General features: G+C 62.9%; 24 protein-coding genes and 1 pseudogene. 10 read left to right on the top strand and 15 right to left on the bottom strand.

What is annotated here, in order from left to right:
• Positions 1-874: 874 nt before the first annotated feature.
• Both NKJ26_RS30290 and NKJ26_RS30295 read right to left on the bottom strand, forming a co-directional pair.
• A complete protein-coding gene (locus NKJ26_RS30290) occupies positions 875-1,354 on the bottom strand; it encodes an SgcJ/EcaC family oxidoreductase (RefSeq protein WP_032919580.1) in 480 nt (159 codons plus the stop codon).
• 457 nt (positions 1,355-1,811) lie between these two features.
• The gene (locus tag NKJ26_RS30295; RefSeq protein ID WP_352699253.1) at positions 1,812-2,351 is read right to left on the bottom strand and encodes a TetR/AcrR family transcriptional regulator; all 540 of its coding nucleotides are present in this window, start codon (positions 2,349-2,351) and stop codon (positions 1,812-1,814) included.
• 76 nt (positions 2,352-2,427) lie between these two features.
• Here NKJ26_RS30295 and NKJ26_RS30300 point away from each other — a divergent pair, with 76 nt between their 5' ends.
• Entirely contained in the window at positions 2,428-3,309 is an 882-nt protein-coding gene (locus tag NKJ26_RS30300) for a sterol desaturase family protein (protein WP_352598199.1), read from the top strand.
• Between the two features lie 43 nt (positions 3,310-3,352).
• Here the strand turns inward: NKJ26_RS30300 and NKJ26_RS30305 are convergent, their stop codons facing one another.
• A complete protein-coding gene (locus NKJ26_RS30305; RefSeq protein WP_352699255.1) occupies positions 3,353-4,261 on the bottom strand; it encodes a hydrogen peroxide-inducible genes activator in 909 nt (302 codons plus the stop codon).
• Between the two features lie 139 nt (positions 4,262-4,400).
• On the opposite strand from NKJ26_RS30305, the gene katG reads away from it, so the two are divergent.
• Entirely contained in the window at positions 4,401-6,599 is a 2,199-nt protein-coding gene (katG, locus tag NKJ26_RS30310) for a catalase/peroxidase HPI (protein WP_352699257.1), read from the top strand.
• Between the two features lie 72 nt (positions 6,600-6,671).
• On the opposite strand, the gene NKJ26_RS30315 is transcribed toward katG, so the two are convergent.
• Entirely contained in the window at positions 6,672-7,349 is a 678-nt protein-coding gene (locus NKJ26_RS30315) for an MIP family channel protein (protein WP_352699259.1), read from the bottom strand.
• Between the two features lie 317 nt (positions 7,350-7,666).
• Between NKJ26_RS30315 and NKJ26_RS30320 the strand changes: the two genes are divergently transcribed.
• The 4 genes from NKJ26_RS30320 to guaA all read left to right on the top strand — a co-directional run bounded on the left by NKJ26_RS30320 (position 7,667) and on the right by guaA (position 11,963).
• Positions 7,667-8,956: an RsmB/NOP family class I SAM-dependent RNA methyltransferase gene (locus NKJ26_RS30320; protein WP_352699261.1), complete on the top strand. Its 1,290-nt coding sequence runs from the start codon at positions 7,667-7,669 to the stop codon at positions 8,954-8,956.
• 140 nt (positions 8,957-9,096) lie between these two features.
• Entirely contained in the window at positions 9,097-9,555 is a 459-nt protein-coding gene (locus NKJ26_RS30325) for a PaaI family thioesterase (protein WP_023686843.1), read from the top strand.
• Between the two features lie 125 nt (positions 9,556-9,680).
• A complete protein-coding gene (locus tag NKJ26_RS30330) occupies positions 9,681-10,346 on the top strand; it encodes a 5'-methylthioadenosine/S-adenosylhomocysteine nucleosidase (protein ID WP_352699263.1) in 666 nt (221 codons plus the stop codon).
• A gap of 54 nt (positions 10,347-10,400) precedes the next feature.
• On the top strand, positions 10,401-11,963 hold the full coding sequence (gene guaA / locus NKJ26_RS30335) for a glutamine-hydrolyzing GMP synthase (protein ID WP_352699265.1): 1,563 nt from the start codon (positions 10,401-10,403) through the stop codon (positions 11,961-11,963).
• Positions 11,964-12,238: 275 nt separating this feature from the next.
• On the opposite strand, the pseudogene NKJ26_RS30340 reads toward guaA, so the two are convergent.
• Positions 12,239-12,454, bottom strand: a pseudogene (locus NKJ26_RS30340) (GntR family transcriptional regulator); the annotation flags it as partial.
• 210 nt (positions 12,455-12,664) lie between these two features.
• Here NKJ26_RS30340 and NKJ26_RS30345 point away from each other — a divergent pair.
• The 3 genes from NKJ26_RS30345 to NKJ26_RS30355 all read left to right on the top strand — a co-directional run bounded on the left by NKJ26_RS30345 (position 12,665) and on the right by NKJ26_RS30355 (position 14,771).
• Positions 12,665-13,036, top strand: coding sequence for a type 2 periplasmic-binding domain-containing protein (locus tag NKJ26_RS30345; protein WP_352598193.1), 372 nt, complete (start codon positions 12,665-12,667; stop codon positions 13,034-13,036).
• Positions 13,037-13,913: 877 nt separating this feature from the next.
• On the top strand, positions 13,914-14,102 hold the full coding sequence (locus NKJ26_RS30350; RefSeq protein ID WP_352699267.1) for a hypothetical protein: 189 nt from the start codon (positions 13,914-13,916) through the stop codon (positions 14,100-14,102).
• A gap of 246 nt (positions 14,103-14,348) precedes the next feature.
• Positions 14,349-14,771, top strand: a complete 423-nt coding sequence (locus tag NKJ26_RS30355; protein WP_352699269.1) for a hypothetical protein — start codon at positions 14,349-14,351, stop codon at positions 14,769-14,771.
• Positions 14,772-15,020: 249 nt separating this feature from the next.
• On the opposite strand, the gene NKJ26_RS30360 is transcribed toward NKJ26_RS30355, so the two are convergent.
• The 10 genes from NKJ26_RS30360 to NKJ26_RS30405 all read right to left on the bottom strand — a co-directional run bounded on the left by NKJ26_RS30360 (position 15,021) and on the right by NKJ26_RS30405 (position 24,368).
• Positions 15,021-15,557 carry a c-type cytochrome gene (locus NKJ26_RS30360; RefSeq protein ID WP_352699271.1) on the bottom strand — a complete coding sequence of 179 codons (537 nt, stop codon included), beginning with the start codon at positions 15,555-15,557 and terminating at the stop codon, positions 15,021-15,023.
• Positions 15,538-16,422, bottom strand: coding sequence for a cytochrome c oxidase assembly protein (locus NKJ26_RS30365; RefSeq protein ID WP_352699273.1), 885 nt, complete (start codon positions 16,420-16,422; stop codon positions 15,538-15,540). The genes NKJ26_RS30360 and NKJ26_RS30365 overlap by 20 nt, the downstream gene beginning before the upstream one ends.
• Entirely contained in the window at positions 16,419-16,697 is a 279-nt protein-coding gene (locus NKJ26_RS30370) for a hypothetical protein (protein WP_352699274.1), read from the bottom strand. The genes NKJ26_RS30365 and NKJ26_RS30370 overlap by 4 nt, the downstream gene beginning before the upstream one ends.
• A 64-nt stretch (positions 16,698-16,761) precedes the next feature.
• Positions 16,762-17,367 carry a cytochrome c oxidase subunit 3 gene (locus NKJ26_RS30375; protein ID WP_352699276.1) on the bottom strand — a complete coding sequence of 202 codons (606 nt, stop codon included), beginning with the start codon at positions 17,365-17,367 and terminating at the stop codon, positions 16,762-16,764.
• On the bottom strand, positions 17,364-19,334 hold the full coding sequence (ctaD, locus tag NKJ26_RS30380) for a cytochrome c oxidase subunit I (RefSeq protein ID WP_352699277.1): 1,971 nt from the start codon (positions 19,332-19,334) through the stop codon (positions 17,364-17,366). Before ctaD ends, NKJ26_RS30375 begins: the two co-directional genes overlap by 4 nt.
• Positions 19,331-20,344 carry a cytochrome c oxidase subunit II gene (coxB, locus tag NKJ26_RS30385; protein WP_352699279.1) on the bottom strand — a complete coding sequence of 338 codons (1,014 nt, stop codon included), beginning with the start codon at positions 20,342-20,344 and terminating at the stop codon, positions 19,331-19,333. The genes ctaD and coxB overlap by 4 nt, the downstream gene beginning before the upstream one ends.
• Positions 20,341-20,874: a c-type cytochrome gene (locus tag NKJ26_RS30390; RefSeq protein WP_352699281.1), complete on the bottom strand. Its 534-nt coding sequence runs from the start codon at positions 20,872-20,874 to the stop codon at positions 20,341-20,343. Before NKJ26_RS30390 ends, coxB begins: the two co-directional genes overlap by 4 nt.
• Positions 20,871-21,734: a substrate-binding domain-containing protein gene (locus tag NKJ26_RS30395; RefSeq protein ID WP_352699283.1), complete on the bottom strand. Its 864-nt coding sequence runs from the start codon at positions 21,732-21,734 to the stop codon at positions 20,871-20,873. The genes NKJ26_RS30390 and NKJ26_RS30395 overlap by 4 nt, the downstream gene beginning before the upstream one ends.
• The gene (locus NKJ26_RS30400) at positions 21,715-23,493 is read right to left on the bottom strand and encodes a methanol/ethanol family PQQ-dependent dehydrogenase (protein WP_352699287.1); all 1,779 of its coding nucleotides are present in this window, start codon (positions 23,491-23,493) and stop codon (positions 21,715-21,717) included. Before NKJ26_RS30400 ends, NKJ26_RS30395 begins: the two co-directional genes overlap by 20 nt.
• 92 nt (positions 23,494-23,585) lie before the next feature.
• On the bottom strand, positions 23,586-24,368 hold the full coding sequence (locus tag NKJ26_RS30405) for a heme-binding protein (RefSeq protein ID WP_352699284.1): 783 nt from the start codon (positions 24,366-24,368) through the stop codon (positions 23,586-23,588).
• A 174-nt stretch (positions 24,369-24,542) separates the two neighbouring features.
• Between NKJ26_RS30405 and NKJ26_RS30410 the strand changes: the two genes are divergently transcribed.
• Positions 24,543-25,355: an SIR2 family NAD-dependent protein deacylase gene (locus tag NKJ26_RS30410; protein WP_352699285.1), complete on the top strand. Its 813-nt coding sequence runs from the start codon at positions 24,543-24,545 to the stop codon at positions 25,353-25,355.
• The last annotated feature ends 678 nt before the right edge of the window (positions 25,356-26,033 follow it).

Genomic DNA, 26,033 nt, shown 5'->3' on the forward strand with positions numbered 1-26,033 from the left:
CGACGCCTCTACCCGCTCAAGGTCTATGACATGCACGCCATCTCAGAAGGAGGCGGCCCTCCCGCGCAGCGGGTTCGTGCATTGGTGCATCGGTCGACAGGGTAGCCATGGCGAGTTCCTCTCGTTGAAGGGAAGTCCATGGTCAGATCGACGCCTCTACTCGCTCAAGTCAAATGCTTGTCGCGCCATCTCAGGCCTAGGTGCCCTCCCGCGAAGCGGGTTCGTTCATTGGGCGCAAAGCAGCCGTTCAACGCAGACACCTTCGAAGTTCGCCTTGCGCCGACGGCAACCCTGGGCTCCACCGCCGCCCCCGAATGACCTTAGTCCGCTCGTTCCACGGCGCGAGGGCACCTTTTCAGGCTTCACGCCTTCATCGCCCTTGTCATCGACGAGGCTCGACCAAGAACGAACAGAGCACCACCGGCAGCGAGCCGATCAGCGCGCCCGGGCACCGGAAAAAACTCGCCTGGCACGCGCTGCCAGCACGCACAGGTCAATCGCGGAAGTCCAGAGATCAAACCGGCGGGTCGCCGACGTGATCTGCCCCCAACCGCTGCAGCTTTATCGGACATCCCGCGTCTTCACCTTGATGCGGTCGATGTGCTCGTAGGGATCGACGATATCGCGCGTTTTCGGCATGCCGCGCGGATCGATGCCCGAACACCGTCACGATGCGACGGCGACAAGGATCGGCACGCAGGAACGACATAGGGTGGCTAAGGACGAAAGCGCACAATCCTTTTACGCGGCATTGTCCCGCATACTTGATCGCGTCGGGAAGGAGATTGCCACGGTGCTGAGGGGCTTTTGATGACAGGATCACCCTGCCACTCGCCCGATTTGCGATGGAAATGTAATGGCACTTGCACCGCTTCTACTTCACTGGCTCCGGCATCGCCGAGGAGTGGTGGTGGACGATGAGCCATTTTCCGTTGCGCAATTCGTAGATGTAGGAGTAGCGCGCCTTGACGGTCTCGGTCGTGCCTGGCGTGCTTCCGGAAAGCGCGAAGGTATAGGTGCCGACGTCATACGCCGTGTTGCAGCCAATATGGATCGTGCGGCTATCGATGGTGCCGTGGGGATTGCGCTCGAGGAAATGGACGAAATAATCCTTGATTGCGGCAGGACCCGTTCGCGGTTGATTGGAAACGGTCGCCAGCAACACTGCATCAGGAGCATAATTAGCGGTGACCTTGGCCGCATCGTGCGTTTCCAGCGAATTGTTCCAGCGATCGAACAGCGCGGCGATTTGGGCTTTGTTGACCGTCTTGCAGCTCATCGACGTTTTGGCTTGCGCGCCTTGTGCGACAGCACATGCCACGCAGGCGACGGCCACTGTGATGAATCTTTTCATCTCTGATGGTACCTTTTGGAGGATACGGACGGTAACTGCGCTACGAACGTTTGGTCGCCATGGTGTACAGCGGACTTAAAAGAGATGACCGGTGCGACGAGGGACTACTGAGGGGACATGGCGCCGGCCGCACCGATCAACGCTAGAACTTGAAAGCTATCAGCATATTAGCAACTGCGCAATCACGCGGAAGAAGTACGCCTTTGCCGTTAGTTTGCCGGGCGCGCGGCACGGCAAAGCCGTAGTGGGCGCTGATATCAGCTTCCCCGCCATGTGCGGGGGCCGCGTCATTCATCTGGTAACTCGCGCGGCATTTGCTTCAATGCATGGCCGCTGCTGCACGGATCAGACCGTCAGAACCGGAAACATTTTCTCAACAGGCACGGCCCCGTTTTACGTGGCGCCGCATGCTTGCACGACACTGTTGCAATAGTCACCGCATCACACTCCAACCCAGTCATAGGAGCAAGCGCATTGCCATCTTTTGGACCGTCTCGCGCGCGTTGCAGCCCTTTGCTTCCGCCAGGTAGGACATCGATCCGCCGATGATATAGGCAGCTTTTGCCGAGGCATCCTGCACTCCGCGGAGAGACAACTCCAGTTCGAGCCGCACTTTAAGCGCCTCCCGAAACCGGGGCAGTAAAGCATCCCCACGCTTGCCCGCCATTGCGCCGGCAAAAAAGTCCGGTGCTGCGCCCACGTGCGAAACCAGCCAGTTCAGCGTCGCCAACTGTTCGCTTGGCCGCGTTGAAGGCTTTATGTCACCCAATATATCGGAAAAGATTTCGTCCAGCAGGTCAGCTTTGGTGTCGAAATGCTCGTAAAAGGAGGAGCGCGCAACGCCCGCTCGACGGCAGATGGCGCTTGCAGTGATTTCGGACCAATCACCCTGCTGTAACAAGTGCATCAGGGCCTCCTTCAATGTGGCGCGCGTGCGCACGGCGCGCGGATCATCGGACACATTGGTCTGCACCTGTCCGGAAAGATGACCGCTCATCTGGTTCTTCTGCTCAAATCCGTTACCTCTCTCGAACTTATCAGACACCTGTCTGAAAACTCAAGGAGGACCGAACATGAGTATCGAGAATATAACTCGGCGGCTCATCCGCTGGGGATTGTACCCGGTTTCGTGGATCTGGGTCATCTACGCGTTGAACCGGTTCCTTGCGATGGGCGTGGACGAGCGCCCCGCCTGGATATTGATCACCCTGCCACTCTTGCTGACCTATCTGGTTATCGAGTTGACGTTGCCGATGCAGAAACGCTGGTCGATGACCTGGCGAACACTGTTGCCGGACCTTGCCTATATCGTATCGTCCGGGGCGACCGTGGCATTGGTCTCCGCGGTACTTGCGATGCTGACGATCACCATTTCCAGCAAAACCGATGGCCCAGCACGTGATTGGCCGATCTGGATTCAATTGCCAGTCCTGTTCGTCGTCTTCGAGTTCATGAATTATCACATCCACCGAGGCATGCATGAACTGCGGGGGCCACTGGGAGGGTTGCTCTGGCGTATCCACGCTGCGCATCACTTGCCGGAACGGCTTTATCTGCTGATGCACGCTGTTTCGCATCCGTTCAACGCAGTGCTCGTTCAGGCGTTTGCGATCATTCTGCCGATCTGGCTCATGGGATACTCAACCGACGCGGTTCTGATCTTTCTCGTTATCAATGCCTTTCATGGCATCATCAGCCATTTCAACGTTGATCTGCGCCTGGGATGGGCCAATTACATCTTCGTTGGTCCGGAAGTGCATCGCTATCACCACTCTGCGGACGTGAATGAGGCCAAGAATTACGGCGCAACCCTGACACTTTGGGATCAGATCTTTGGCACCTTCGTTTTCCATCCGGGCCTTGCACCACAGGATCTGGGCGTCTCTCCGGACGCAAACCTTCCCCACTATCAGCAGATTCCGTCAGTGCTGGCCTTGCCCTTCCGACGCTCGTAGTCAGGAAAGCCAGCAGCCGGGATTGCCCAAGCTCGTTGCCAACTCACGCCGCCAGCACTGCCGTATCAAGGCCGCGGATGATCTTCGCCAGTTCGACGCATTCGTCGTGCCGCACCTTGTTGCGCCGCCAGGCGAGGCAGATCATGCGCCGCGGCATCGGGTCCTGGAACGGCACGATCTTCAGATCGGGCATGGCACCGGCCGGCTTGACCGCCATCTCGGGGATGAGCGTCACGCCGAGCCCATGCGCCACCATCTGCAGGAGCGTGGTCAGGCTGGTCGCGCCGTAGCTTGCCATCGCCACCGGCCGCACATTGCCGCAGACGGAGAGCGCCTGCTCGCGCAGGCAATGGCCTTCTTCCAGAAGCATCAGCCGCTCCAGCGCCGGGCTCTCGGGCGGGACCGGCGGGGAGGCGAAGGCAGGATCGCCGGCGGGCACCGCCAGGAAGAAACGGTCGGAAAACAGCTCTTCGCTGACAAGGCCGGGTTGCTCCAGCGGCAGGGCGGCGATGAAGGCATCCAGCCTGCCCGATGCGCTGTCCTCGACCAGCGAAGCGGTCACCGCTTCGCGCAGCTCGAGCTGCAAGGCCGGGAAATGCAGTTTCAGCTCCGGCAGCATATGGGGCAAGAGGTAGGGCGCGACCGTTGGGATGATGCCCAACCGGAAGCGCCCTTGCATGGCCGGGCGGCCGCGCCGGGCCGTCGTCTCGACATCGCGTATATCGGCCAGGATGCGCTCGATGCGCGGCAACAGCACCACGGCTTCGTCGGTCATGCGCACCGTTTTGCCGCCGCGTTCGAACAGCCGGCAGTTCAGCCGCTGCTCCATCTCGGCGATCTGCGACGACAGCGCCGGCTGGCTCACGCCGGCAAGCTTCGCCGCGCGCCCGAAATGCAGCGTCTGCGCCAACGCGTCGAAATAGTGCATCTGCCGGACGGTCAAGCCTATCATAAGAAAATCCTATCGAAGTGAACAGGAAAGGCAATTTGTTTTTATCGGAAATGCGGGTTAACCTGGAATCATTCCAGAGTGGCGGCCGCTGGCAGCCCCGGAAACCCTCGGCAAAATCTCGGAAAAATCGGAGTGTAAGATGGACGCGAAAACCGACGACAACAGCGCTGGCAAATGCCCCGTAGCGCATGGATCCGCCGGCAGGAAAAACCGCGACTGGTGGCCGAACCAGCTCGACCTCGGCGTTCTTCACCAGCAGTCGAACCTCTCGGACCCGATGGGCGAGGACTTTGACTACGCCAAGGAATTCGAGAGCCTCGATCTCGACGCGGTGATCAAGGATCTGCACCACGTGATGACGGATTCGCAGGACTGGTGGCCGGCCGATTTCGGCCACTACGGGCCGCTGTTCATCCGCATGGCCTGGCACAGCGCCGGCACCTATCGCATCGGCGACGGCCGCGGCGGCGCCGGTGCCGGTCAGCAGCGTTTCGCCCCGCTCAACAGCTGGCCGGACAATGCCAACCTCGACAAGGCGCGCCGGCTGCTGTGGCCGGTCAAGCAGAAATACGGCAGGAAGATCTCCTGGGCCGACCTGTTGATCCTCGCCGGCAACGTCGCGCTGGAATCGATGGGCTTCAAGACCTTCGGTTTCGCCGGCGGGCGCGCCGACGTCTGGGAGCCCGAGCAGGACGTCGACTGGGGTTCGGAAACCAAGTGGCTCGGCGACGAGCGCTATTCCGGTGACCGCGAACTTCAAGGTCACCTCGGCGCTGTCCAGATGGGGCTTATCTACGTCAATCCGGAAGGGCCGAACGGCAAGCCCGATCCGCTGGCCTCGGCACGCGACATCCGGGAAACCTTCGGCCGCATGGCGATGAATGACGAGGAGACCGTGGCGCTGATCGCCGGCGGCCACACTTTCGGCAAGACCCATGGCGCCGGCGATGCTTCGCTGGTGGGCGCGGAGCCGGAGGGCGCCGGCATCGAGGCACAAGGTCTCGGCTGGTCGAGCAAATATGCCACCGGCATCGCCGGCGACGCGATCACCTCGGGCCTCGAAGTCATCTGGACCACGACGCCGACGAAGTGGAGCAACAACTTCTTCGACAATTTGTTCAACTACGAATGGGAGTTGACGAAGAGCCCGGCGGGTGCCCACCAGTGGACACCGAAGGGCGGCGCCGGTGCGGGTACCGTGCCGGACGCGCACAACGCCTCCAAGCGTCACGCGCCGTCCATGCTGACCACCGACCTGGCGCTGCGGTTCGACCCGGCCTATGAGAAGATCTCGCGGCGTTTCCATGAGAATCCGGATCAGTTCGCCGACGCGTTCGCCCGCGCCTGGTTCAAGCTGACCCATCGCGACATGGGACCGGCCGTACGCTACCTTGGCCCGCTGGTGCCGAAGGAAGAGCTGATCTGGCAGGATCCGATCCCGGCGGTCGACCACGAACTGGTCAGCGAGCAGGATATCGCATCGCTGAAGGCGAAGATCCTTGCCTCTGGCCTGTCCGTTTCCGAACTTGTGTCGACGGCCTGGGCCTCGGCCTCGACCTTCCGCGGCTCCGACAAGCGCGGCGGTGCCAACGGCGCCCGCATTCGCCTGGCACCGCAGAAGGACTGGGACGTCAATCAGCCGGCTGAACTGTCGAAGGTGCTGGCGAAGCTCGAAGCCATCCAGAAGGAGTTCAACACCGCGCAGACGGGCGGCAAGAAGGTGTCGCTCGCCGATCTCATCGTGCTCGGCGGCGTGGCCGCGGTCGAGAAGGCCGCGAAGGACGGCGGCCATGAGGTGAAGGCGCCGTTCACGCCTGGCCGCATGGACGCCTCGCAGGAACAGACGGACGTCGCCTCCTTCGCCGCTCTCGAGCCGAAAGTCGACGGGTTCCGCAACTATGTCAGGGGCAAGCAGCCGATGTCGGTCGAGGCGATGCTGGTGGACCGGGCGCAGCTGCTGACGCTGACGGCGCCGGAGATGACGGTGCTGGTCGGCGGCTTGCGGGTGCTTGGTGCCAATGCCGGCAAGTCGAAGCACGGCGTGTTCACCGACAGGCCGGGCACGCTGACCAACGACTTCTTCGTCAACCTGCTCAGCATGAGCACGGTCTGGGATCCGGTCGCGGGCTCCGATGAAATCTACGAGGCGCGCGACCGCACGACCAGGGCGGTCAGGTGGACCGGCACCCGCGCCGACCTGATCTTCGGCTCGCACGCACAGTTGCGTGCGCTTGCCGAGGTCTACGGGTCCGCGGATGCCGGGCAGAAATTCGTCGGGGATTTTGTTGCGGCATGGACCAAGGTGATGAACGCCGACCGCTTCGACATCGCCGCCTGATCCAGGACGATTTCTCAATTGAAAAAGGCGCGGGCCGTGGCCCGCGCCTTTTTTACGGCCAGACTTTCGAAATCAGTCCTTCTCGAAAATGCGTGCCTTGGCGACGACGCCGGCAATGGCGCCGCCGATCAGCGGCGCAACGATGAACAGCCAGAGCTGGCCGATCGCGGCGCCGCCCGAGAACAGGGCCGGGCCGATGGAGCGGGCCGGATTGACCGAGGTGCCGGTGACCGGGATCATGGCGAAGTGAATTCCCGCCAGCGTCAGGCCGATGACCAGCCCGGCAAAGGCCGTCGAGTGCTTTTCAGCGGTGACGCCGAGGATGACCGTGACGAAGGTGAAGGTGCCGATCAGTTCCCACAGGAACGCCGAGCTGACCCCCCATTTGGTGTCGTCCCAGCCATTGGCGCCGAAGCCGCCGGTGTGGCCGCCGACCTGACCGGAAACGATGATCCACAATGCCAGCGAAGCCAGGACGGCGCCGATGATCTGCGCGATCCAATAGGGAATGACGTCCTTGGCCGGCAGCCGGCCGGCAAGGAAGACGCCGAGCGTTACCGCCGGATTGAGATGCGCGCCCGAAATGGGGCCGATCGCATAGGCCGCCGCGATGAGGCCGATGCCGAACGCCAGCCCGATGCCTTCCTGGCCCAGTGGAAGCGCGCCGCCGAAGCCGCCCGTCACCACCGACGCAGTGCCGATGAAAACCAAAAGAAACGTGCCTAGAACTTCCGCCAGATAAGTCTTCATTGCCCTCTCCTCGTAACGATCCGCCGGTCCGCGTTTTCCGCGCCGCGAATCATGGCGCCAAGAGTATTCCCAACGGAAAAACTTGGAAAGCAGAGCAGATGCGCTTCATGCCGAGCTTGCAGGCGCCGGTCACGAACATTAGAGGTCTTTAATCTACTGATCGATCTGTTGTCGCAGGTCGAGGATGCTTTGTGGCGGGGTATCTGGTCTCGGTTTGGACGCGTCGTCGCCGCGGGGACGGAAGCAGGGTTCAATCCGGACGTGAAAGGCTCTAAGAGCAGGCCTGAGATCCTGTGCTCGATTTGATGGAATGACGAATGCGACTTGGCGGACGGCTGGCTGCGGCTATCGAAGTGCTGGAAGACATTGGCCGGCGTCACCGGCCGGTGGCGGACGCGCTGAAGGATTGGGGCCTGTCGCATCGTTTTGCCGGCGGCGGTGATCGCGCGGCGATCGGCAACATCGTCTACGACGCGCTGCGCCACAAGCGCTCCGCCGGCTGGCTGCTCGGCGAGGACACGCCGCGCGCCATCGGCTTCGGCGCGCTGCTGCTCGAATGGGGGCAGACGGCGCAATCGCTCAACGGTGCGCTCGATGGCGACAAGTTCGCGCCGCCGCTGCTCAACCCAGCGGAACTCCAGGTGATCGCCGGGCGCCGGCTTGCCGATGCGCCGCCTGCCGTGCAGGCCGATATACCCGATTGGTGCGAGCCGCTTTTCGAACGCGCCTTTGGTGAGAACTGGGTCGAGGAGGGTGCGGCGCTGGCCACCCGTCCGCCGCTCGACATCAGGGTCAATACGTTGCAGGCCGATCGCGCCAAGGTGCTGGCGGAACTGGCGCAGGCCGGCGCCAGCGCCGCTCGGATCGCGCCGCACGGCATCCGCATCCCGCCTATCGACGGCGACGGCAGGCACCCGAACGTGCAGGCCGAACCGGCCTTTCAGAAAGGCTGGTTCGAGGTCCAGGACGAGGGCTCGCAGATCGCGGCGGCGCTTGCGGGTGCCGAGGCCGGCATGCAGGTGCTCGATTTCTGCGCCGGCGCCGGCGGCAAGACGCTGGCGCTGTCCGCAGCGATGGACAACCGCGGCCAGGTCTTCGCTCATGATGCCGAGAAGGCACGGCTTGCGCCGATCTTCGACCGCATCCGCCGTTCGGAAAACCGAAACGTGCAGGTCGTCACCAAACCGGCCGAACTCGCGCCGCTCGGCAACCATATGGACATCGTTCTGGTCGACGCACCCTGCACCGGCAGCGGCACCTGGCGCCGCCGCCCCGACGCCAAATGGCGGCTGACGCAAAGACAGCTCGATGCCCGCAAGGGCGAGCAATCGGCGATCCTCGACGCGGCCCAGGCCTATGTCAAACCCGGCGGCCTGCTGGTCTACGTCACCTGTTCGGTGTTCGACGAGGAGAATGGCGAGCAGATCGCCGCGTTCCGCGAGCGCACCGGCGGCTTTGCCCCGGTCGATCATCGCGCACTGTGGGACAGCCGTTTTCCAGGCCACGCAGCCGCAATGCGGATCGGCCCCCTGGGCGGCATTTCCCTGTCGCCGGCGCTGAGCGGCACCGACGGTTTCTTTGTCTGCGCCATGCGCAGGTCCGGCTGAACCGCATCGGATGTCGCCAGATCCTGGCTGCGTGCGTGCGTTGTCGGGAATGAGGCCGATTGTTGCAGTGCAGCAAAAGCATTTGCCTGCCGTCCGTGCCTCTGCAATAAGCTTTCCCGGCAAAGGTGAAGGCAATTGCGATGGCGGCAAAGATCGTACCGGCTCCGGATTATGAGGATCGCGTCAGGGCGTCCTTCGCGCGCCAGCAGGCGATGGCGACGATCGGCGCCGAACTGACGCTGGTGACGCCGGGCATCATCGAGATCGAAATGCCTTATTCGGCGGCACTGACCCAGCAGCATGGCTTCCTCCATGCCGGCGTCATTTCGACGGCGCTGGACTCGGCCTGCGGCTATGCCGCCTTCTCGCTGATGCCTGAAAATTCCGGCGTGCTGACCATCGAGTTCAAGGTCAATCTCCTGGCGCCGGGCAGGGGCGAGCGTTTCCTGTTCCGCGGTTCGGTGACCAAGCCTGGCCGCACCATCATCGTCGCCGACGGCCAGGCCTATGCTTTCGCCGCAGACGGCGAGGCCAAGCTGATCGCCACCATGACCGGCACGATGATGACGGTGGTCGGACGGGACGGTATTGCTGGGTGAGTGGCAGGTTCGCCGTAGGCGAATTCATCGTGCCAGTGGCACGATGAAATGCCACGAACGCCGGGAGCTGCCGGTCCCGGCGAGCAGGTGGTGGAGACTGCGGGGCACGGAGGGAGTAGATCATCATGGCCGATAAAGTGTCGCGCATGGCCGGCAAGAATGTCCTCTTCGTCATGGCGGCGCAGGCCGAATACGGCCCGCATCTGCAAAAACAGTTCACACCGCTGATGACGGGCGTCGGCCCGGTCGAAGCCGGCGTCCGGCTCAGTGCGGAACTCTCCCGGCTGAAGTCGCGGAGCGCACTGCCGGATCTCGTCGTCTCGCTCGGCTCCGCCGGCAGCCGGACCCTGGAACAGGCGGAAATCTATCAGGCCGTCTCCGTCGGCTATCGCGACATCGATGCCTCGCCGCTTGGATTCGAGAAGGGCGCGACGCCGTTCCTCGACCTGCCGGTGACGGTGCCGCTGCCGTTCCGCATTCCAGGCATAAAGGAAGCCACGTTGTCGACCGGTGGCGCCATCATTACAGGTGCCGCCTATGATGCGATCGCGGCCGACATGGTCGACATGGAAACCTTCGCTTGCCTGCGCGCCTGCCAGTTGTTCGACGTTCCGCTGATCGGTCTGCGCGGCATCTCCGACGGTGCCGCCGATCTCAGGCATGTCGGTGACTGGACCGAATATCTGCACGTCATCGACGAGAAGCTGGCCGAGGCGATCGGACGGCTGGAACAGGCGATCGGCGACGGTCTGCTGGGTCGGCCATCGCGTGAAGAACCCGACTCGGACTGAAGACACGCCGCGCAACCCATTGCGCCGACTCATTTCTTTCTCTAAACGCTCGCCATGAAAACAGCCAATCATCCCGACACCGTCCTGATTGTCGATTTCGGCAGCCAGTTTACCCAGCTCATCGCCCGCCGCATCCGCGAGGCCGGCGTGTTTTCCGAAATCGTGCCATTCCAGTCGGCCGAAGCGGCCTTCAAGCGCACCATGCCAAAAGCCGTCATTCTGTCCGGCGGTCCGGCCTCCACTGGCGACATCGGCAGCCCGCGCGCGCCGCAGATCGTCTTCGACGCCGGCGTGCCGGTGCTCGGCATCTGCTATGGCCAGATGGCCATGTGCGTCCAGATGGGCGGCATCGCGGAAAGCTCCAACCATCGCGAATTCGGCCGCGCCTTCGTCGAGATCGAGAAGGACAGTCCGCTGTTCGAGGGCTTGTGGGCGACCGGCCAGCGGCACCAGGTGTGGATGAGCCATGGCGACCGCGTCATCGCCTTGCCGCCGGGCTTCGAGGTTTTCGGCAAATCGGAAAGCTCGCCCTTCGCCATCTTCGGCGATATCGGGCGCAAGATGTACGGCATCATGTTCCATCCCGAGGTGGTGCACACGCCCGATGGCGCCAGGCTGCTGAGGAACTTCGTCCACAACATCGCCGGCATCGAAGGCGACTGGACGATGCGCGCCTATCGCGAGCATGCGGTCGAGACGATCCGCAAGCAGGTCGGCAAGGGCAAGGTCATCTGCGCGCTGTCTGGCGGTGTCGACTCCTCGGTCGCGGCGCTGTTGATCCACGAAGCGGTCGGCGACCAGCTCACCTGCATCCTCGTCGACCACGGCCTGATGCGCAAGGACGAGGCTGCGGGCGTCGTTGCGATGTTCCGCGAACACTACAATTTGCCGCTCATTCTGGTGAACGCGTCGGATCGTTTCATCGGTGCGCTCGAAGGCGAGTCGGACCCCGAGAAAAAACGCAAGACCATCGGCCGGCTGTTCATCGAAGTGTTCGAGGAAGAAGCCAAGAAGCTCGGCGGTGCCGATTTCCTGGCGCAGGGCACGCTCTATCCCGACGTCATCGAAAGCGTCTCGTTTACCGGCGGCCCCTCGGTGACCATCAAGTCGCACCACAATGTCGGTGGCCTGCCGGCGCGCATGAACATGCAGCTGGTCGAGCCGCTGCGCGAACTGTTCAAGGACGAGGTGAGGGCGCTCGGCAAGGAACTCGGCCTGCCCGAAAGCTTCATCGGCCGCCATCCGTTCCCGGGTCCGGGCCTTGCCATCCGCTGCCCCGGCGGCATCACCCGGGAGAAGCTGGAGATCCTGCGCGAGGCCGACGCCATCTATCTCGATGAGATCCGCAAGGCCGGCCTCTACGATGCCATCTGGCAGGCTTTCGCCGTGCTGTTGCCGGTGCAGACGGTCGGCGTGATGGGCGATGGCCGCACCTACGAGTTCGTCTGCGCGCTGCGCGCCGTCACCTCGGTCGACGGCATGACGGCGGATTTCTACCACTACGACATGGCATTCCTGGGCGCAGCCGCCACCCGCATCATCAACGAGGTCCGAGGCATCAACCGCGTCGTCTACGACGTCACGTCGAAGCCGCCAGGGACGATCGAGTGGGAGTAGGGTGCTATAGGGCGGCAATAGCGTAGTCTCGGCGGTTTCTGCTCCGCTCCACGTCGCCGCGTTGGTCGCCTCTGGCCCTTTCGTACTCGTTTCCAAGTAGGTTGATCTTACAGAAACTCGTGGAGCGGTGGATGTAAAGGACCATCGGTATCGCGTAGGGCTATGGCGTAGAATGGCGTGCAAATCGGTGGGTTTGCGCGCCGACAGCTGCCGATGTCTGCCTCACGAGGTCTGGATGACGCCTAGACCTATCGTTCGAGGAGATCGGCATTTCCGAGACCATCCGACGGCCGAACGGCACCGACGATCGCGGTGCGACTGAAACCGAACCGGTCGATCAGCGCCGGCTCGGTCGGCAGTTTGTCGCCCGGCGCGTAAAAGCCAGCCTCAATCTGCGCCCGCAAGGCGTGCGATACCCGCGACGATAGCGAACGGCGCGGCCCTTGCCGACCTGAACCGACGCCGTTTCGGCGCTCCGCCGAAGGCGATATTGCGTAGCCCTTATCACGCAATCAGATGCCGCCAACCGGCAAACCCGATTCGGCAACGGCTCGGTAACGCCCATCTGCAGGGCGCGGGCGTGGAGCGGAACCTCTTAGCCGAACTGGGCGGCGATCTGCGCGCCCGGCGCCAGTGGTGTTGAGCAAGGAGCCGGCGGTGAGCACGCCCTTCGAAGTGATGACACGGGAACCAGAGTTGGTGTGTTCGACCGCGGCAAGCATCACGGCAAAGAATGCGGCCAGTCAAATGTGTCCGCGCTGCTTACGGGCAGAATCGACGTGGCGGCATTTTCTGCGCCAACTGCGGCTCGCATTCTGTCCGACGACAACGTCCGCGGCATCGAACGCGCCTTGCCGTTCGAAGGTGTTCAACAAGATGGACAGGAGCAGTACGGCTATTCGGCGATCGCGTTTCGCAAACAGGACGGTGACCTTCGCGACTTGTACAACTCCCGGCTGAAGGCGCTCAAGCTCGACGGCACGCTTGCGCGCATCATGGCTAAGAATGGCTTCAGCCAACAGGAGAGGGCGCCGGATCTGACGCATGATCAGGTCTGCGCGGGGCAGGACTGACGCTCGGGCCATGAGGTGTCGATACGCCGATGGCCCGTGTCGTTTATAAAAGTCGACCATTCGCAAGGTCAAAAAAGTCGCCTCGTCGTCGGGTCGTCGTATCTGCGAGACAGGCTCGCCAGCAGCCGGTTAGCGGACGGAACACGCACAAGCCAGGTGAGGGCGCGAAGGACGAGTGAATCCGCGTGCTCGATCCCTCAACTTATGTACATATCACATCAAGGCGGCACCACGGGCGTTCGGCGACAGGGTCGGCTTCATTCGCGACATCGCTATGTCACCTATGTTGCCGACGATACGGAGCTGGTGCTGGCGCTGGACGGCGCATCACGAGGCCGTTAGCAGCCACTGACGTTCCGCTTGCTGTTTGCACTTATGTTAGCTCTGGTGCATATTAAGATAGCCGGAGAAGTGACCCATACCGGTTAGGCTCGGCGCCAGTCCCCCCAACCCTTCGACGCCGGGCCGCGCGGTTTCGGCTTTGAGCTGGTCGCGCTTGCCGGCGATGCGGTTGAGACCTCATCAGTGTGAGCTTGCGCCAGTGTTCCTTGACCACCTTTGACCTACTTCCAATTTCCGTCGACGCGGCCCGGTCCATGGTGGCGACCTCCTTCGTTTCACCCATGGAAAAACGTGTAAGGTTCCACTGCAATTCCGAACAACGACAACAGCGATTGGAGCCGAGTTTCAATTCGACCAAACAGCGCTGATGGAACATTAGAAGTCTCTAAAGGTTGATGCATGCAGCAGGTAATGCCCCTCCATCGCCTGCTGAAGATTGGGGCAGCAACCCTGATCGGCCCGCGCTCTCCGCCAGAGGCGCGGGCTTTATAAATGGCAAAGCGAGCGATGACCGACAAGCCGGTAAGAACCGACGATGAGCGTGTTCGAGAAGCTGCGTTGGCGCACAGTGCTGAGCACCAAGGCCAAGGCCCTATCGATGGGGAAGGGCTTTGGCGACGAGGTGCGCGCCTGCGGCCACCTCATTAGTTTGTGTCCGAAGTTTCGATGGAAAAGGCAAAACTGCCCTGCAAAATCAAAAGCTTTGTCACCCTACATCTTGTAGTCGGTCGGCGATGGCCCATTTTTTCGCGGTCGAATAGGCTGCTTTTGGCCCTCGTTCATTATGGACTCCGATGCAGGATGCGGGAGATCGAGCTTAGCGCCGGCAGGGCGATCTTCTCAGAGCGATGCACCCCTTTGGACCAAGTGGAAACGCCTACGGTTCTCGGAAACACCCCGATTTCACCAGCAGGGGGAACCTTCCCGCAGGGGCCGGCTTTATTAATCATGGACGACAGACGAGGCGAAGATGCAACTTTTGACAACCGAAATTCGCGCTGAAGGGCAGACCGTCAAGGTGGAGTTTCTTGGCGAAGGCGGCGAGAAAGTTGCTGTAACCATGGCAGACCCTGGGCTGGACACGGTGCAAGAGAGATCGGCACTGATCGAACGGGCCAAACAGATGATGGTCCAGGTCGTGACGTTCGAGGCCGCGGAGACCGAGTACGACCAGAAACCAGCGGGGATAACGGGGCAACCATTGTTACCGGCAGGTCCGATGGGCGCCGACTTCGTTCGAATTGCGCGAACGGGGCGTCAGATCCGGCGCAGGCGGCAAGGCCAACGGCGCGAATGCAGGGCAGGGCGCCTCTGTGAAGGATCAGGAGAATGTATCCCTTTTTTCCAATCCACACTTTGGCCGTCAGGGGAGACGGGCTTCGTCCCGAGTTAATCCGCATGTTCACGGCTCGCGCCGCGGTCTCGTCGCCAAAGGTCGTGCAACTTGGCGAGCGTTCGGATGGTTTTGAACAGGCGGGGCCAAACCCGATTGGGGATAGCGAAGCCAGCCTTCCGGACGGCGTTTTGCACTTTCCTCCCAGGCTGCGAAGTCCATACGCGTTTGAAGGCCCGGTCGGGAACTTCGTTGCATCGGCTATGATCCAGGATGGGGTCTGTGGTCCTGGCGCGGTGAGCAATTAATTCACTTGAGCGCGTAGAGATAGGCGGCGATGTCGCGCGCCTGCTGCTCGGTAAGACCGGTCGAGGGCATCGCCGAGCGCGGATTGACCTGCCTTGCGGCGCGGATCCAGCGGATCATGTTGTCTGGATTGTTGGACACAACGCCCCCAATGTAGACGCGGCTGGCCAAGCTGGCGTCAAGGCGCGGGCCAACAAGGCCTTGGGCGCCGGGCACACCGGTGATGGTGTGGCAACCGGCGCAACCGTTGGCCGTCATGATCGGTATCGCTCGCGCGGCGAGGCCGCCAGTCGCCCGGTTGGCCTCGTCCTCGGCCCGATCAATGCGCTGCTGCCACCAGGCAAACGCCGCCAGCATCGCAAGCAATGCAATGACCACCGCTCCGACGCTGATCCACCCGGTTCTGCCGGGATCGTCAGCCGCGAGCACTCCGGCCGGCTCCGGCTGCCGCACGGGCGACGGCAGCACCACGGCGAGCATAGCAACGGCCGCGGCCGTGCCGAGCGCCAGCAGGATCAGCCTAGCCAGCGTTAAACGCATGGGACGCCTCCCAATCGGTTTGCCCGCTCGAACGGATCCAGAGGCCAGCCAGCAGCAACGCTGCGCCGCCATAGATCAGCCCGGTCGGGACCCACATGACAAGGCCGGCGAGTTGCTGGTCTTCGAGTGGGGTAAGGCCCCACAAACTCGCGCCGGCGGCCTTTGCCGCATACCAGGGCCTCGGCGAAACGAGAAGCAGAACGCCGAGCAGGCCGGTGTGCAGCGAGGTGAAGAAGAGATGCATCACCGCGCCGCCATGGGCCTGTTCGCGGCCGGATCGCGGCAGCAGCGCCCACCAGAACAACAGCCCGGTGCCGAGAAAGCTGGCGTGCTGGGCATAATGCAGAAAGCCACGATTAAGCGCCGCTTCGAACAGCGCCGGAACGTGCCAGACCCATATCGCCACGCCGTGCAGGATGGTGGCAGCCAGGGGGCGGCTGATTGCGGCCCAGACCACCTGAACCACGCTCGCATGCCCGGCTTGGCCAAATGCCCGCCGCAGCGGCGTCGGTAGAGCCCACATCATTGCCGCCGCCGGGGCCGAAGCGACCAGCAAGGGTGCGGCGAGCGCCATCAGCAATTCGTGCTCGATCATATGAGCGGCGAACACGCGCTCGCCCAACGCATGGATTGGGCTGACCAATGCGACCGCCAGCGCCATCCAGCCGGCGCAAAACAGCAGCGCCTGCCGCAATCGCAGGGTCCTGCCACGGCCGCTTCGTCGCCACAGCCGCAGCGCGCCGACGGCATAGATGATGGCGGTTGCCGACAGCGGCAGCGTAGTGGGCAAGGCCAGCGTCCATCCGGCCTCGGGCGCGCCGGCGCCGTAACAGACGGAGGTGGAGAAGAAGTCCTCGAGGCTCATCGCAAGCACCCGTCGAGGATGAGCGCGGCGCTACCTTGCATGATGATCACCAGGGCAAACAGCAATGCCGACAGAACGCCAAGCTTGGCAACGAAATGCTCCGTGCCGCGCGTGCGTTGCGGTTTGAAGCCGGCGCCGCCTCGCCGTTTTGCCCGCCACGACAAGGCACCGCCGAGCAGCGAAAGCAGCGCCAGCGCCAAAGCGATGGGCAGCACGATCGGCACCTGGCGATTGCATTGCCAATGCACAAGCGAATAGTTCAGTTGCGTCGACACCGCCCAGGCCAGTGGCCCTGAAAGAAGTCCGCCCCAAGAAGTGCCCAACACAACCGCACGCATCTCAGCCGAGCCTCGGTGTCCAGTAGATCAGCAGATAGATCGGGATCCAGGTGGCGACCACGAAATCCCAATAGAAGACATTGTCGCCAACATCGCCGAAGCGCCGGCCGCTGTTGCCGTGACGCGTGAACATCAGCACCGTCAGCACGACGGTGTCGCCAACGTCGGTGATCAGATGCGTCGTGTGCAACCCAAGCAGCACCCACAGCATCGACCCGTAGGCGTTGGTGTCCCAGTAGATGTTCAACGCCGGAAACTCGAACCAGCGTACGACGAGCGGCGCGATCCCGAGCAGTGACATGACAACGAGGCCGATCCGCACAGGCATGATCGCGCATTGCTCAGCATAGCGGTTGAGCATGTGGTTTGGCACCAAGCTGACAATCAACAGCAGCGTCACGATCGTTCCGGGCCAATGGTTCGGCGGCGGCGCGCCGAGTGGCCATTGCGGCCACGACAGCGCCAGGTAGAGATAGGCACCTGCGGCGAGCGCGAAGCCGGTGCCCTCGAGTGCCATGAAGCCGAGCGTGCCCCACCAGGTGAGGCTGCGCGGACCAATCCCATAGGTGGGCAGGCCGGAAAGATCGACGGCGGGACGCTGTTTCATTCCTCGTCCTCTGGATCGCCTTTTGGCCAGAACCAGCCGATCAGCGTGATAGCAATCGGCAAGGCGCCCCAGACCACGGCCCAGGGCGTAAAGATCGAATAAAGGAAGGTCGCGCCCACAGCGATGGCCGCAAACAGCGGCCAGATCGACGGCGTGGCCGATTTCTCGCGAATGTCGGGACGCGCTTCGGCTACCGTCGAGATGACAAGTTCGCGCGCGTCGACGCGGAGGCCTGTCGCGACCGGCAAGGCCTCACGTTCGGCCCACAGCGGCTCGGCGTTGGTGACGACGGGGATGCGGGCGAAGTTGTAGCTCGGTGGCGGCGAGGTCGTCGCCCATTCCAGGGTGCCGGCATCCCAGGGATTGTTGCCCGCCGGTGCGCCTCGCAAGGCGCCGTGCAGCATGTTGAACGTGAACAGGACGAAGCTCAGGAAGAAGACCGCCGCGCCGGCGGTGATGAACAGGTTTATGTTTCCCCAGCCAAGCTCGGCCGGATAGGTATAGACCCGTCGCGGCATGCCCCAGAGGCCGACAAGATGCATGGGGAAGAACGCCGCATTGAAGCCGATGAAGGCCATCCAAAAATGCCAGCGCCCAAGCCGCTCGCTCATCACGCGGCCGGTGAGCTTGGGCAACCAGAAATAGGCGGCGCCAAGCAGCGGAAAAACCGATCCGCCGATCAGCACATAATGGAAATGCGCGACCACGAAATAGGTGTCGTGGACCTGCAGGTCCAAAGGCACGGATGCCACCATAACACCGGTGAGACCGCCGATGACAAAAGTGAAGACGAAGCCGAATACGAACAGCAGCGGCGTCCGGATCACCGGCCGGCCGTCCGACAAGGTCGCCAGCCAGCAGAAGATCTGCAGCCCGTTGGGAATGGCGATCATCATGCTCGAGGCGGTGAAGAAGCTGGCGCCGAGCTTGGGCAGGCCGGTCGCGAACATGTGGTGGACCCACAGGCCGAACGACAGGAAGCCGACCGCGATCAACGACAGTACAAGTCCCAGATGCCCGAAGACCGGGCGTCTGGCGAAGGCGGGGATGATCGACGACACCATGCCTGTCGCCGGCAGGAAGATGATGTAGACCTCGGGATGGCCGAAGAACCAGAAAAGATGCTGGAACAACAAGGCATCGCCTCCCTCGGCCGGGTTGAAGATGTGGGTACCGACGAGCCGATCGAGGATCAGGAATGTCGAGGTGATCATCACCGCCGGCATGGCGAAGACGACGACGAAGGAGGTGACCAGCATCGCCCAGACGTAGAGCGGGATCTTGTCGAGCGACATGCCCGGCGCGCGCTGCTTGAACACGGTGACGATGGTCGCGACGGCGACGGCCAGGGACGACACTTCGGTGTAGGTGATCATCTGCGCCCACACATCGGCGCGCTTGCCGGGTCCGAATTCGGGGCCCGACAACGGCACATAGGCGAACCAGCCGACGTCCGGCGCCATGCTGAGCGCGAACGATGCCCAGGCAAAAATCCCGCCCGAGACGTATATCCAATAACTGAACGCATTCAGGCGAGGGAAGGCGATGTTGCGCGTGCCGACCATCAGCGGCACCAGATAAATGCCGGTGGCCTGGACGATCGGCACGGCGAACAGGAACATCATGGTCACACCGTGCATGGTGAACAGCTGGTTGTAGAGATCCGGCCCGATCAGGCCGCGTTGCGGTCCCGACAGCTGGATGCGCATGGCGACTGCATTGAGCCCGCCCAGGCACAGGAAGACGAAAGCGGTCACCAGATAGCGCCGCGCGACGACCTTGTGGTCGACGCTCGACAGCGCACCGATGATGCCCGGCTTCGTTCGCCAGGTCCGTTCGAGCCAGCGATGCAGGGTGGCATCGTCCAGACCGGTATCGCGCGGCCCGTCGCCTTCTGGCGCAATGTCGCCCTTGGGGGTTGCTGGCCGCGTCAGGTCGCGTTCGCTGGTCAGATCGGAGCTGCTCATTTGAGCCCCTCCAGATAGGCGACAATCGCATTGAGTTCGTCGCCATTGAGATCGACTACCGGCATGTGCGCGCCGGGCTTGATGCCTTGCGGATCGGCGATCCAGGCGGCAAGGTTGCCGCGGCTCATCGTCAGCGTTCCGGCGGCGAGCGTTTGCCGGCTCGCGATGTGCGTGAGATCGGGCGCAACCGTGCCGCCGGCAACCGTCCCGCCAATTTTGTGGCACATCACGCAGGCACGATTGAGGAACAATTCCGCCCCGGCGCTGGCCTCAGCACTTATCGGTGCAGCGGCGGACCGAAGCTGGTCGTTCAACCATGCATCGAAGACCGGCCGCGGCTCGGCGATGATCAACGTGCTCATATTGGCGTGCTGCTGACCGCAGAACTCGGCGCATTGGCCGCGATAGACGCCGGGCTTGTCGGCCATGAGATCAAGGACATTCTCATGGCCGGGGATGAGGTCGAGCTTGCCGGCGAGGCTCGGCACCCAGAAGGAGTGGATCACATCGGTCGAGGTCACGATGATCCGTACCGGCTCGCCGGAGGGGATATGGATCTCGTTGGCCGTCGTAAGGATGCGGCTCGGCTGGGCGTCCTCGTAGCGTACCTCCCACCACCATTGGTGTCCGGTCACCCGGATCGTCAGCTCGGCGTCCGAGCCGATGGCGGCGAGCGTCCTGTTGGCGAAGAAGCTCAACAGGGTGAGCCCGATGAGGATCACGGTTGTCGCGGCAAGCGCGGTCCAAACCGCCCGCGCCTTGCGGTGCTCGGCGCCTGGATCGAGCACGAGCGGGTCGGAGCGCGTGCGCGATCGCATCGCAAGTGGCGCCGCCAAGGCGATCATCACCAGGAGCCAAATCAGCGCGCAGAGCCCGGTGAAGAACCAGATGAGCCAAGCCAGTTCCGAGGCGGCGGGGCCCTTCGGGTCGAGTGCCGATTGCCAGCCGGCGCATCCCTGGAGAAGCAACACGCAGGCCGTGCCGAATGCCGCAAAGACGGGCCGTCTCACGGCGACTTCCCCAGAGTCGCGGCATCCGGCAGGCGGTTCTCGGACGGATGCACCATCATATCATCGTTGCGCGAAGGCGCGGCGGAGGAGGGCGCGTTGCCGCCCAGCGAGCGGACGAAGGCGGCAAGCTCCCAAATCTGGTCGTCGGGGACCTTGTCGCGGAATGTTGGCATGCCGTTCGGCCGCCCGTCTCGGATGGTGGCGTGGATGCTCTCGATCGAACTGCCATAAATCCATTTCTGGTCCATCAGGGCCGGTCCCATGCCGCCGCCGCCATTGGCATGGCAGCCGGTGCAGTTGAACCAGCTGAAGAGGCGCTTGCCCTCGCTAAGGTGAAAGGCATTGGCCTCGAAAGCGGCAGCCTTGTTGTCACTTAGAGAGGGCCGCTCGCCGCCAGGCTCCAACGTGGTGACGGGGGCCGGCTGCTCGCCGGAGCCGAGCGCGGATTGCGGGCGTGTGTCGCGCTCTTCCCGTTGGCATGCCGCAACCGCCAGCGTCGCGGAAAGGAGGACGACGAGCCCCCGTTTCATCGCACCGGACTCCCGCCTGCGTCCAGACGAGGCACCCCAAACTGAGTCAGAACGGAATCGATCTCGGCCTTGTGCTTGGCAAGTGCGGCATCGACTTCGCCACGCAACGCATCGTCCTCACGCCGGACGCCCATCGAAATATCGTAAATCATCGGCAGCAGCGGCCCGTCTGTGCGGGGGGTCACTGGCGTGAGCTTAAGCGACACCTTCTGCCTCGCGGCGAAGTAGCCGGCGAGCGGCCCCCAGACGACGGCGAGGTCAACCTCGCCATTGGCCACGGCTTCGACGATGCGCGCCGGAGGGTTTGGCGCCGAATAGTCGCCATAGACGGGGTATCCGATCAGATGGCCGACAATACCACGGCGGCCAAGCGCCTGGACCGGAGGCGAGTTGGCGCCGTCATCGCCAATGAGTTGCACACCAATGCGCAGCTCACGCAGGCGCGGATCGTTGAAGGACGTAATGTCGGGCCCATCCTTGCGCATCACGAATACATAGGAGGAACGGTAGTAGGGTGTGGTGGTGCGCAGCATTTCGAGGTTGGCAGGAGTGCCCGGCACGAGGTCGCAAAGCCCGGCCTTCAGCGTGTTTCGGACAAAGCCGCGGCGCTGCGCCCACCAAATGTAGGAAAGCTTGGCGCCAAGCTCGTCAGCCACGATTTCCGCTATCTTGTTCTCGAAACCCTGGCCGCTGGCGTTCGAGAAGGGCATGTTGTTGGGGTCGGCACACACCCTCAACTCGCGCGCATGAGCGACCACGGCGGCGAACAACAAGACGAGCGCACCGATCGCGGCGGCAATGTGCCGGACGGCTTTTCGCCGAACGGGCCTGTCGAAGTCGTCAGGGCAGGCGGAATACATAGAGCGTTCCTCCCGGCGTCGTCACGTCCTTCAAATCCTTCATGGCGTTGGCGAAGCCGAGGGCGGCTGTCGCGTCGCGTGGATCGAGGTCGCCCGACACGATGGCACCGGCCCAACCGCCGACACCCGACAGGATCGCCACATATTGACGCCCGTCGGGACCGCGGTAGGTGATCGGCTGGCCGATGATGCCGGACGACGTCTTGAATTGCCAAAGCAGTTCTCCTGTCCTGGCGCTGACCGCCTTGAACCAGCCCTCCATCGTGCCGTAGAAGACGACATCGCCGGCGGTGACCACCGCACCGCTCCATACTGGAAAGTTCTCCTTCAAGTTCCATACAGGCTTGGCGGTGGCAACATCCCAGGCGGTGAATGCACCGCGATTGCCGCCTGGCCCTGGGATCATACGGACGTTCATGCCGACATAGGGCGTGCCGGCGATGTAGTTCACCTCGACGCCCTCTTCATCCATGCAAAGATTGTTGTGGGGGATGTAGAGCAGGCCGGTCCTCGGCGAGAATGCCGACGGTTGCCAATCCTTGAGGCCGGACGCGGTCGGACAGATGTCGCGGACGACCTTGCCGGTACCGGTCTTCTTGTCGGGATTTATCACGAGGCGCCCGGTCTTGAGGTCCACGCCCTTGCTGGAGTTGACCGGGCCGAAAGGCTGAGCAGACAGGACTTCGCCGGTGGTGCGGTCAAGCAGGTAGACATAGCCATTGCGCTCCGGCCGCACGAGCACCTTGCGCGGCTTACCCTGCCAGGTCATGTCCAGGAGAATCTGCTCGTTGATGCCGTCGTAGTCGTGCAGGTCGTGCGGTGTCCACTGATAGAACCATTTCGCCGCGCCCGTGCCGGGGTCGCGGGCGAAGATGCCGGCCGTCCATTTGTTGTCGCCGGGCCGCAGGTCCGGGTTCCAGGGACCGGGATTGCCGGTGCCGTGGAAGATCAGGTTCAGGTCCGGATCATAGGAGATCCAGCCCCACACGTTGCCGCCGCCGATCTTCCAGGCCTCCGGCGGCCATGTCGTGACGCCAAGATCCTTGCCTTTGTCCATATCGTAGTGGGGCTTGAAGTCCGGGCCGATCAGCACGTCCTTGTCGGGGCCCGTGCTGTAGGCCGTCCACACGACATGTCCGTCCGCGGCATCGAGCGCCTTGACCCATCCGCGCACGCCCATCTCGCCGCCGGAATTGCCGACCAGCACTTTGCCCTTCACCACCAGGGGCGCCATGGTGATGGTTTCGCCGATGTTGATGTTGCCGATTTGTGTATTCCAGATGGGCTTGCCGCTGCCGGCGTCGAGGGCGATCGTGTGGCCATCGAGCGTATTGAAAAACACCCGTCCGTCGGAGAAGACCGCCCCCCGGTTGACGACATCACAGCAGGCGACGCCTTGCGCTGCCGGTTCGGGATTGGGCTCGTACTTCCATTTCATCGGCGCGCCCGGCCTGGAGAGGTCGAGCGCGTAGACGACGTTGGGAAACGGCGTAACGATGTACATCGTGCTGCCGACGACCAGAGGAGCGGCCTCTTGGCCCTTGTTTACGCCGGTCGAAAAGGTGAAGGCCACCTGCAGGTTCTTGACGTTGTCTTCGGTGATCTCCGCCAGCTCACTGTACCGGGTCGAGGCATAGTTCTTTGCCGGCATGGTCCACTGGCCGTCATCGGCCGGAGCGGCTGAAACTGGCGGTTTTATTGCGGCGTCGCTCGCCGGTTGGGCAGCCGCCCCGGCCGCGATCGCAAGACCTGCCAGCATCACCCAGCCCAGCGCCAACCTGGAACCGCGCCCTGTTGCGTGCATTGCACCATCCTCTTCGGCGACTACGGTTGGCACCGGCGCCGGCCGTCTCATTTGCGCAGCGACCCGCCGACGCCGGCGCCGAGTTCGGCGGCGATGTCCGCTTCGGTTCCGGCGCACAACGGATGGCCCCAGCCCGAAGCGCTCTTTCCCCCGGGATCGAGGTCGTAGATGATTGCGTCTTTGCGACTTGGATTGACGCCGGCCGGCACCTTGTCGAGGCCAAGTGCGGCGCGCACCCGCCAGGCGACATTGTGGTCGGCGCAAGAGGAATCCCCGCTGACGCCGAGCCCGCCAACGATGCCCTTCCCATCATAGAGAGCCAGGCCTCCGCCAAAGACGACCGCCCCTCCAACGGGCTTTCCGGTCAGTGGATCACCGGCACTGCCAAAGGTCGTGGGATCGCCAGCATACGCGACCGACTGGTTGACTGGATTGGTGGCCTGCAGCCCAAACATTGGGCCACCCGGCTGGACCGGTGCATAGAGATTTGCAGTCGACAGCGCCATCTGAGGAAGGCTGAGCCCATTGGCCGTGCTGGCTTTCTCGGCTGCAATCAGCCGGCTGCCAGGCCATTGCGCGTCGGTGGTCGGGCCGCTGAAGGCAACCGCGCACACGGTTCCGTCCCGCGCCACGACCGCGGCCCATTCATTGGTGTCGAACCCGCCATTGCCAGGACCGCCGCTGGCTTTGACATTTCTCGTCAATGCGGCCAGCAGCTTGTCGTGGTCGGCGGGGCAAGGTGCTTGGGCGGCGGCCGTTTGCCGGGCGCTGCTTATCGCCAGCAGGAACAGGCTGAGAGCCAGCAACAGGGCGCGCCTATGAGCCATCATCCGTAACGTTCGTTGAACACTCCCCAACGCTTGAGACGGGCAGAAGTGCCATCGCCTGCAAAAGATTGTTGTTGTTCGCGCAGCTGGCGAGAACGCCCCGGCACCGAGGGCGGGTCGACCCTTACTCGCTTCAGGCAATCCTGGAACCGAAACCGCATTTGCCAGTTCGCTGGTATGCAGTCGGTGTTCACGCAAATTGCCGGGTCGCTGAAAGAGCGAAGGGCGATGTTGTTTGTCGGCGCCGGGGTGTCGATGAGCGTCGGCTTGCCGTCATGGCAAAAGCTGATCGATTATATGGCAAATGACCTCGGCCTGGACGGCGAGACGGTGGGCATGCCTGATGCCACTTATCAGGCGCTTGCCGAATACTACCGGCTGAAGCACGGAAGCATCGCCTCTCTGCGCAGCTGGATGGACCGCGAATGGGCGGTCTCTCGCGAAAAGGTGGAGCGATCGGCGATCCACAAGCTGATCGTCTCGCTCGATTTCCCGATTATCTACACCACCAACTACGATCGAAACTTGGAAGTCGCCTTCGAGATCTATGGCCGACCCTTTGTCAAAATAGCCAACGCCAAGGACATCGCCAAGGCCAGCGGCGGCCAGACGCAAATCGTCAAATACCACGGTGACTTTGACGATGAGGCTTCGCTTGTGTTGGCAGAGACCGACTATTTTGACCGGTTGTCGTTCGATTCGCCGCTGGATGTGAAATTTCGAGCCGATGCGCTGGGGCGCACGATCCTGTTCATCGGGTACAGCATGTCCGACATGAACATTCGTCTGCTGTTGCATCGCCTGTGGCAGACCTGGCGTCTGTCCGGTTTCGAGCGGGATCGTCCAAAGTCATTCGTGTTCATGCCGGGCTCGAACGTCGTTCAAGAGGCGGTTCTCGGTCGCTGGGGGCTCAACGTCGTGTCCGGGGCCGACGAGAACCCGGAGCAGGCACTGATAGCGTTTCTCGCGAAGATCGCCGAAGCGAAATAGCGAAGCTGGTCGCAATGATTGCTGCTGACAATCTCGCATGCGCCCCACGTGCTTGGAGTCTCGCCTTGTCGGTCATGCCGTCAATCTCGCAAGCCCGCTGTTGGCGCGCAGGCGCTCCGACCTGAGACGTTAAGGCGGCCGATAGGGTTCGCCGTTTTCGACCGTCTGTGGGTGGCGCCTTTGCGTGACATCGACAATGCTGCTGCGCGAGGCGGGCAACCCAGTGTCCACCAGCACTCAGTTGCGGTCGCCGCTTTTGGGCGCTGAAGAGGACGGCGTTGACAGTCCAAGGACTAGCAGATCAGGCGCGACCCCCCATGCGCCCTGGCCGCGGTCATGGCGAAAGTCGAACTTGCACGGGCATGTGATGCTTGAGGCCTCTTTGCGTCCCGCGGTCGCTTCGAATGTGCCAAGACTTACGTCGCCTTTGGACGTCTTGCGAGCGGCGACCAATGGCGTGCATGCACTTACGACGTGCGCTGCGGGCACAACTTGCCCGCTGACTGCCTTGACATGATAGTTCGGGATTGACAGGCCCTGCTTCCATCCACCGGAACTCTTGCTTGCAAAGGCGCAGAACGCTGCGTACGGCGCCCATGCTCGCGCTCCGTTGCCGAACGAGGCGCACAATGCCTGGTCAACGCTTGGCGCTCTCGCTGTCCGTATCGGCCCGCGCAA

The sequence above is a fragment of the Mesorhizobium sp. M0152 genome, from assembly GCF_040322415.1.
Lineage (GTDB): Bacteria > Pseudomonadota > Alphaproteobacteria > Rhizobiales > Rhizobiaceae > Mesorhizobium.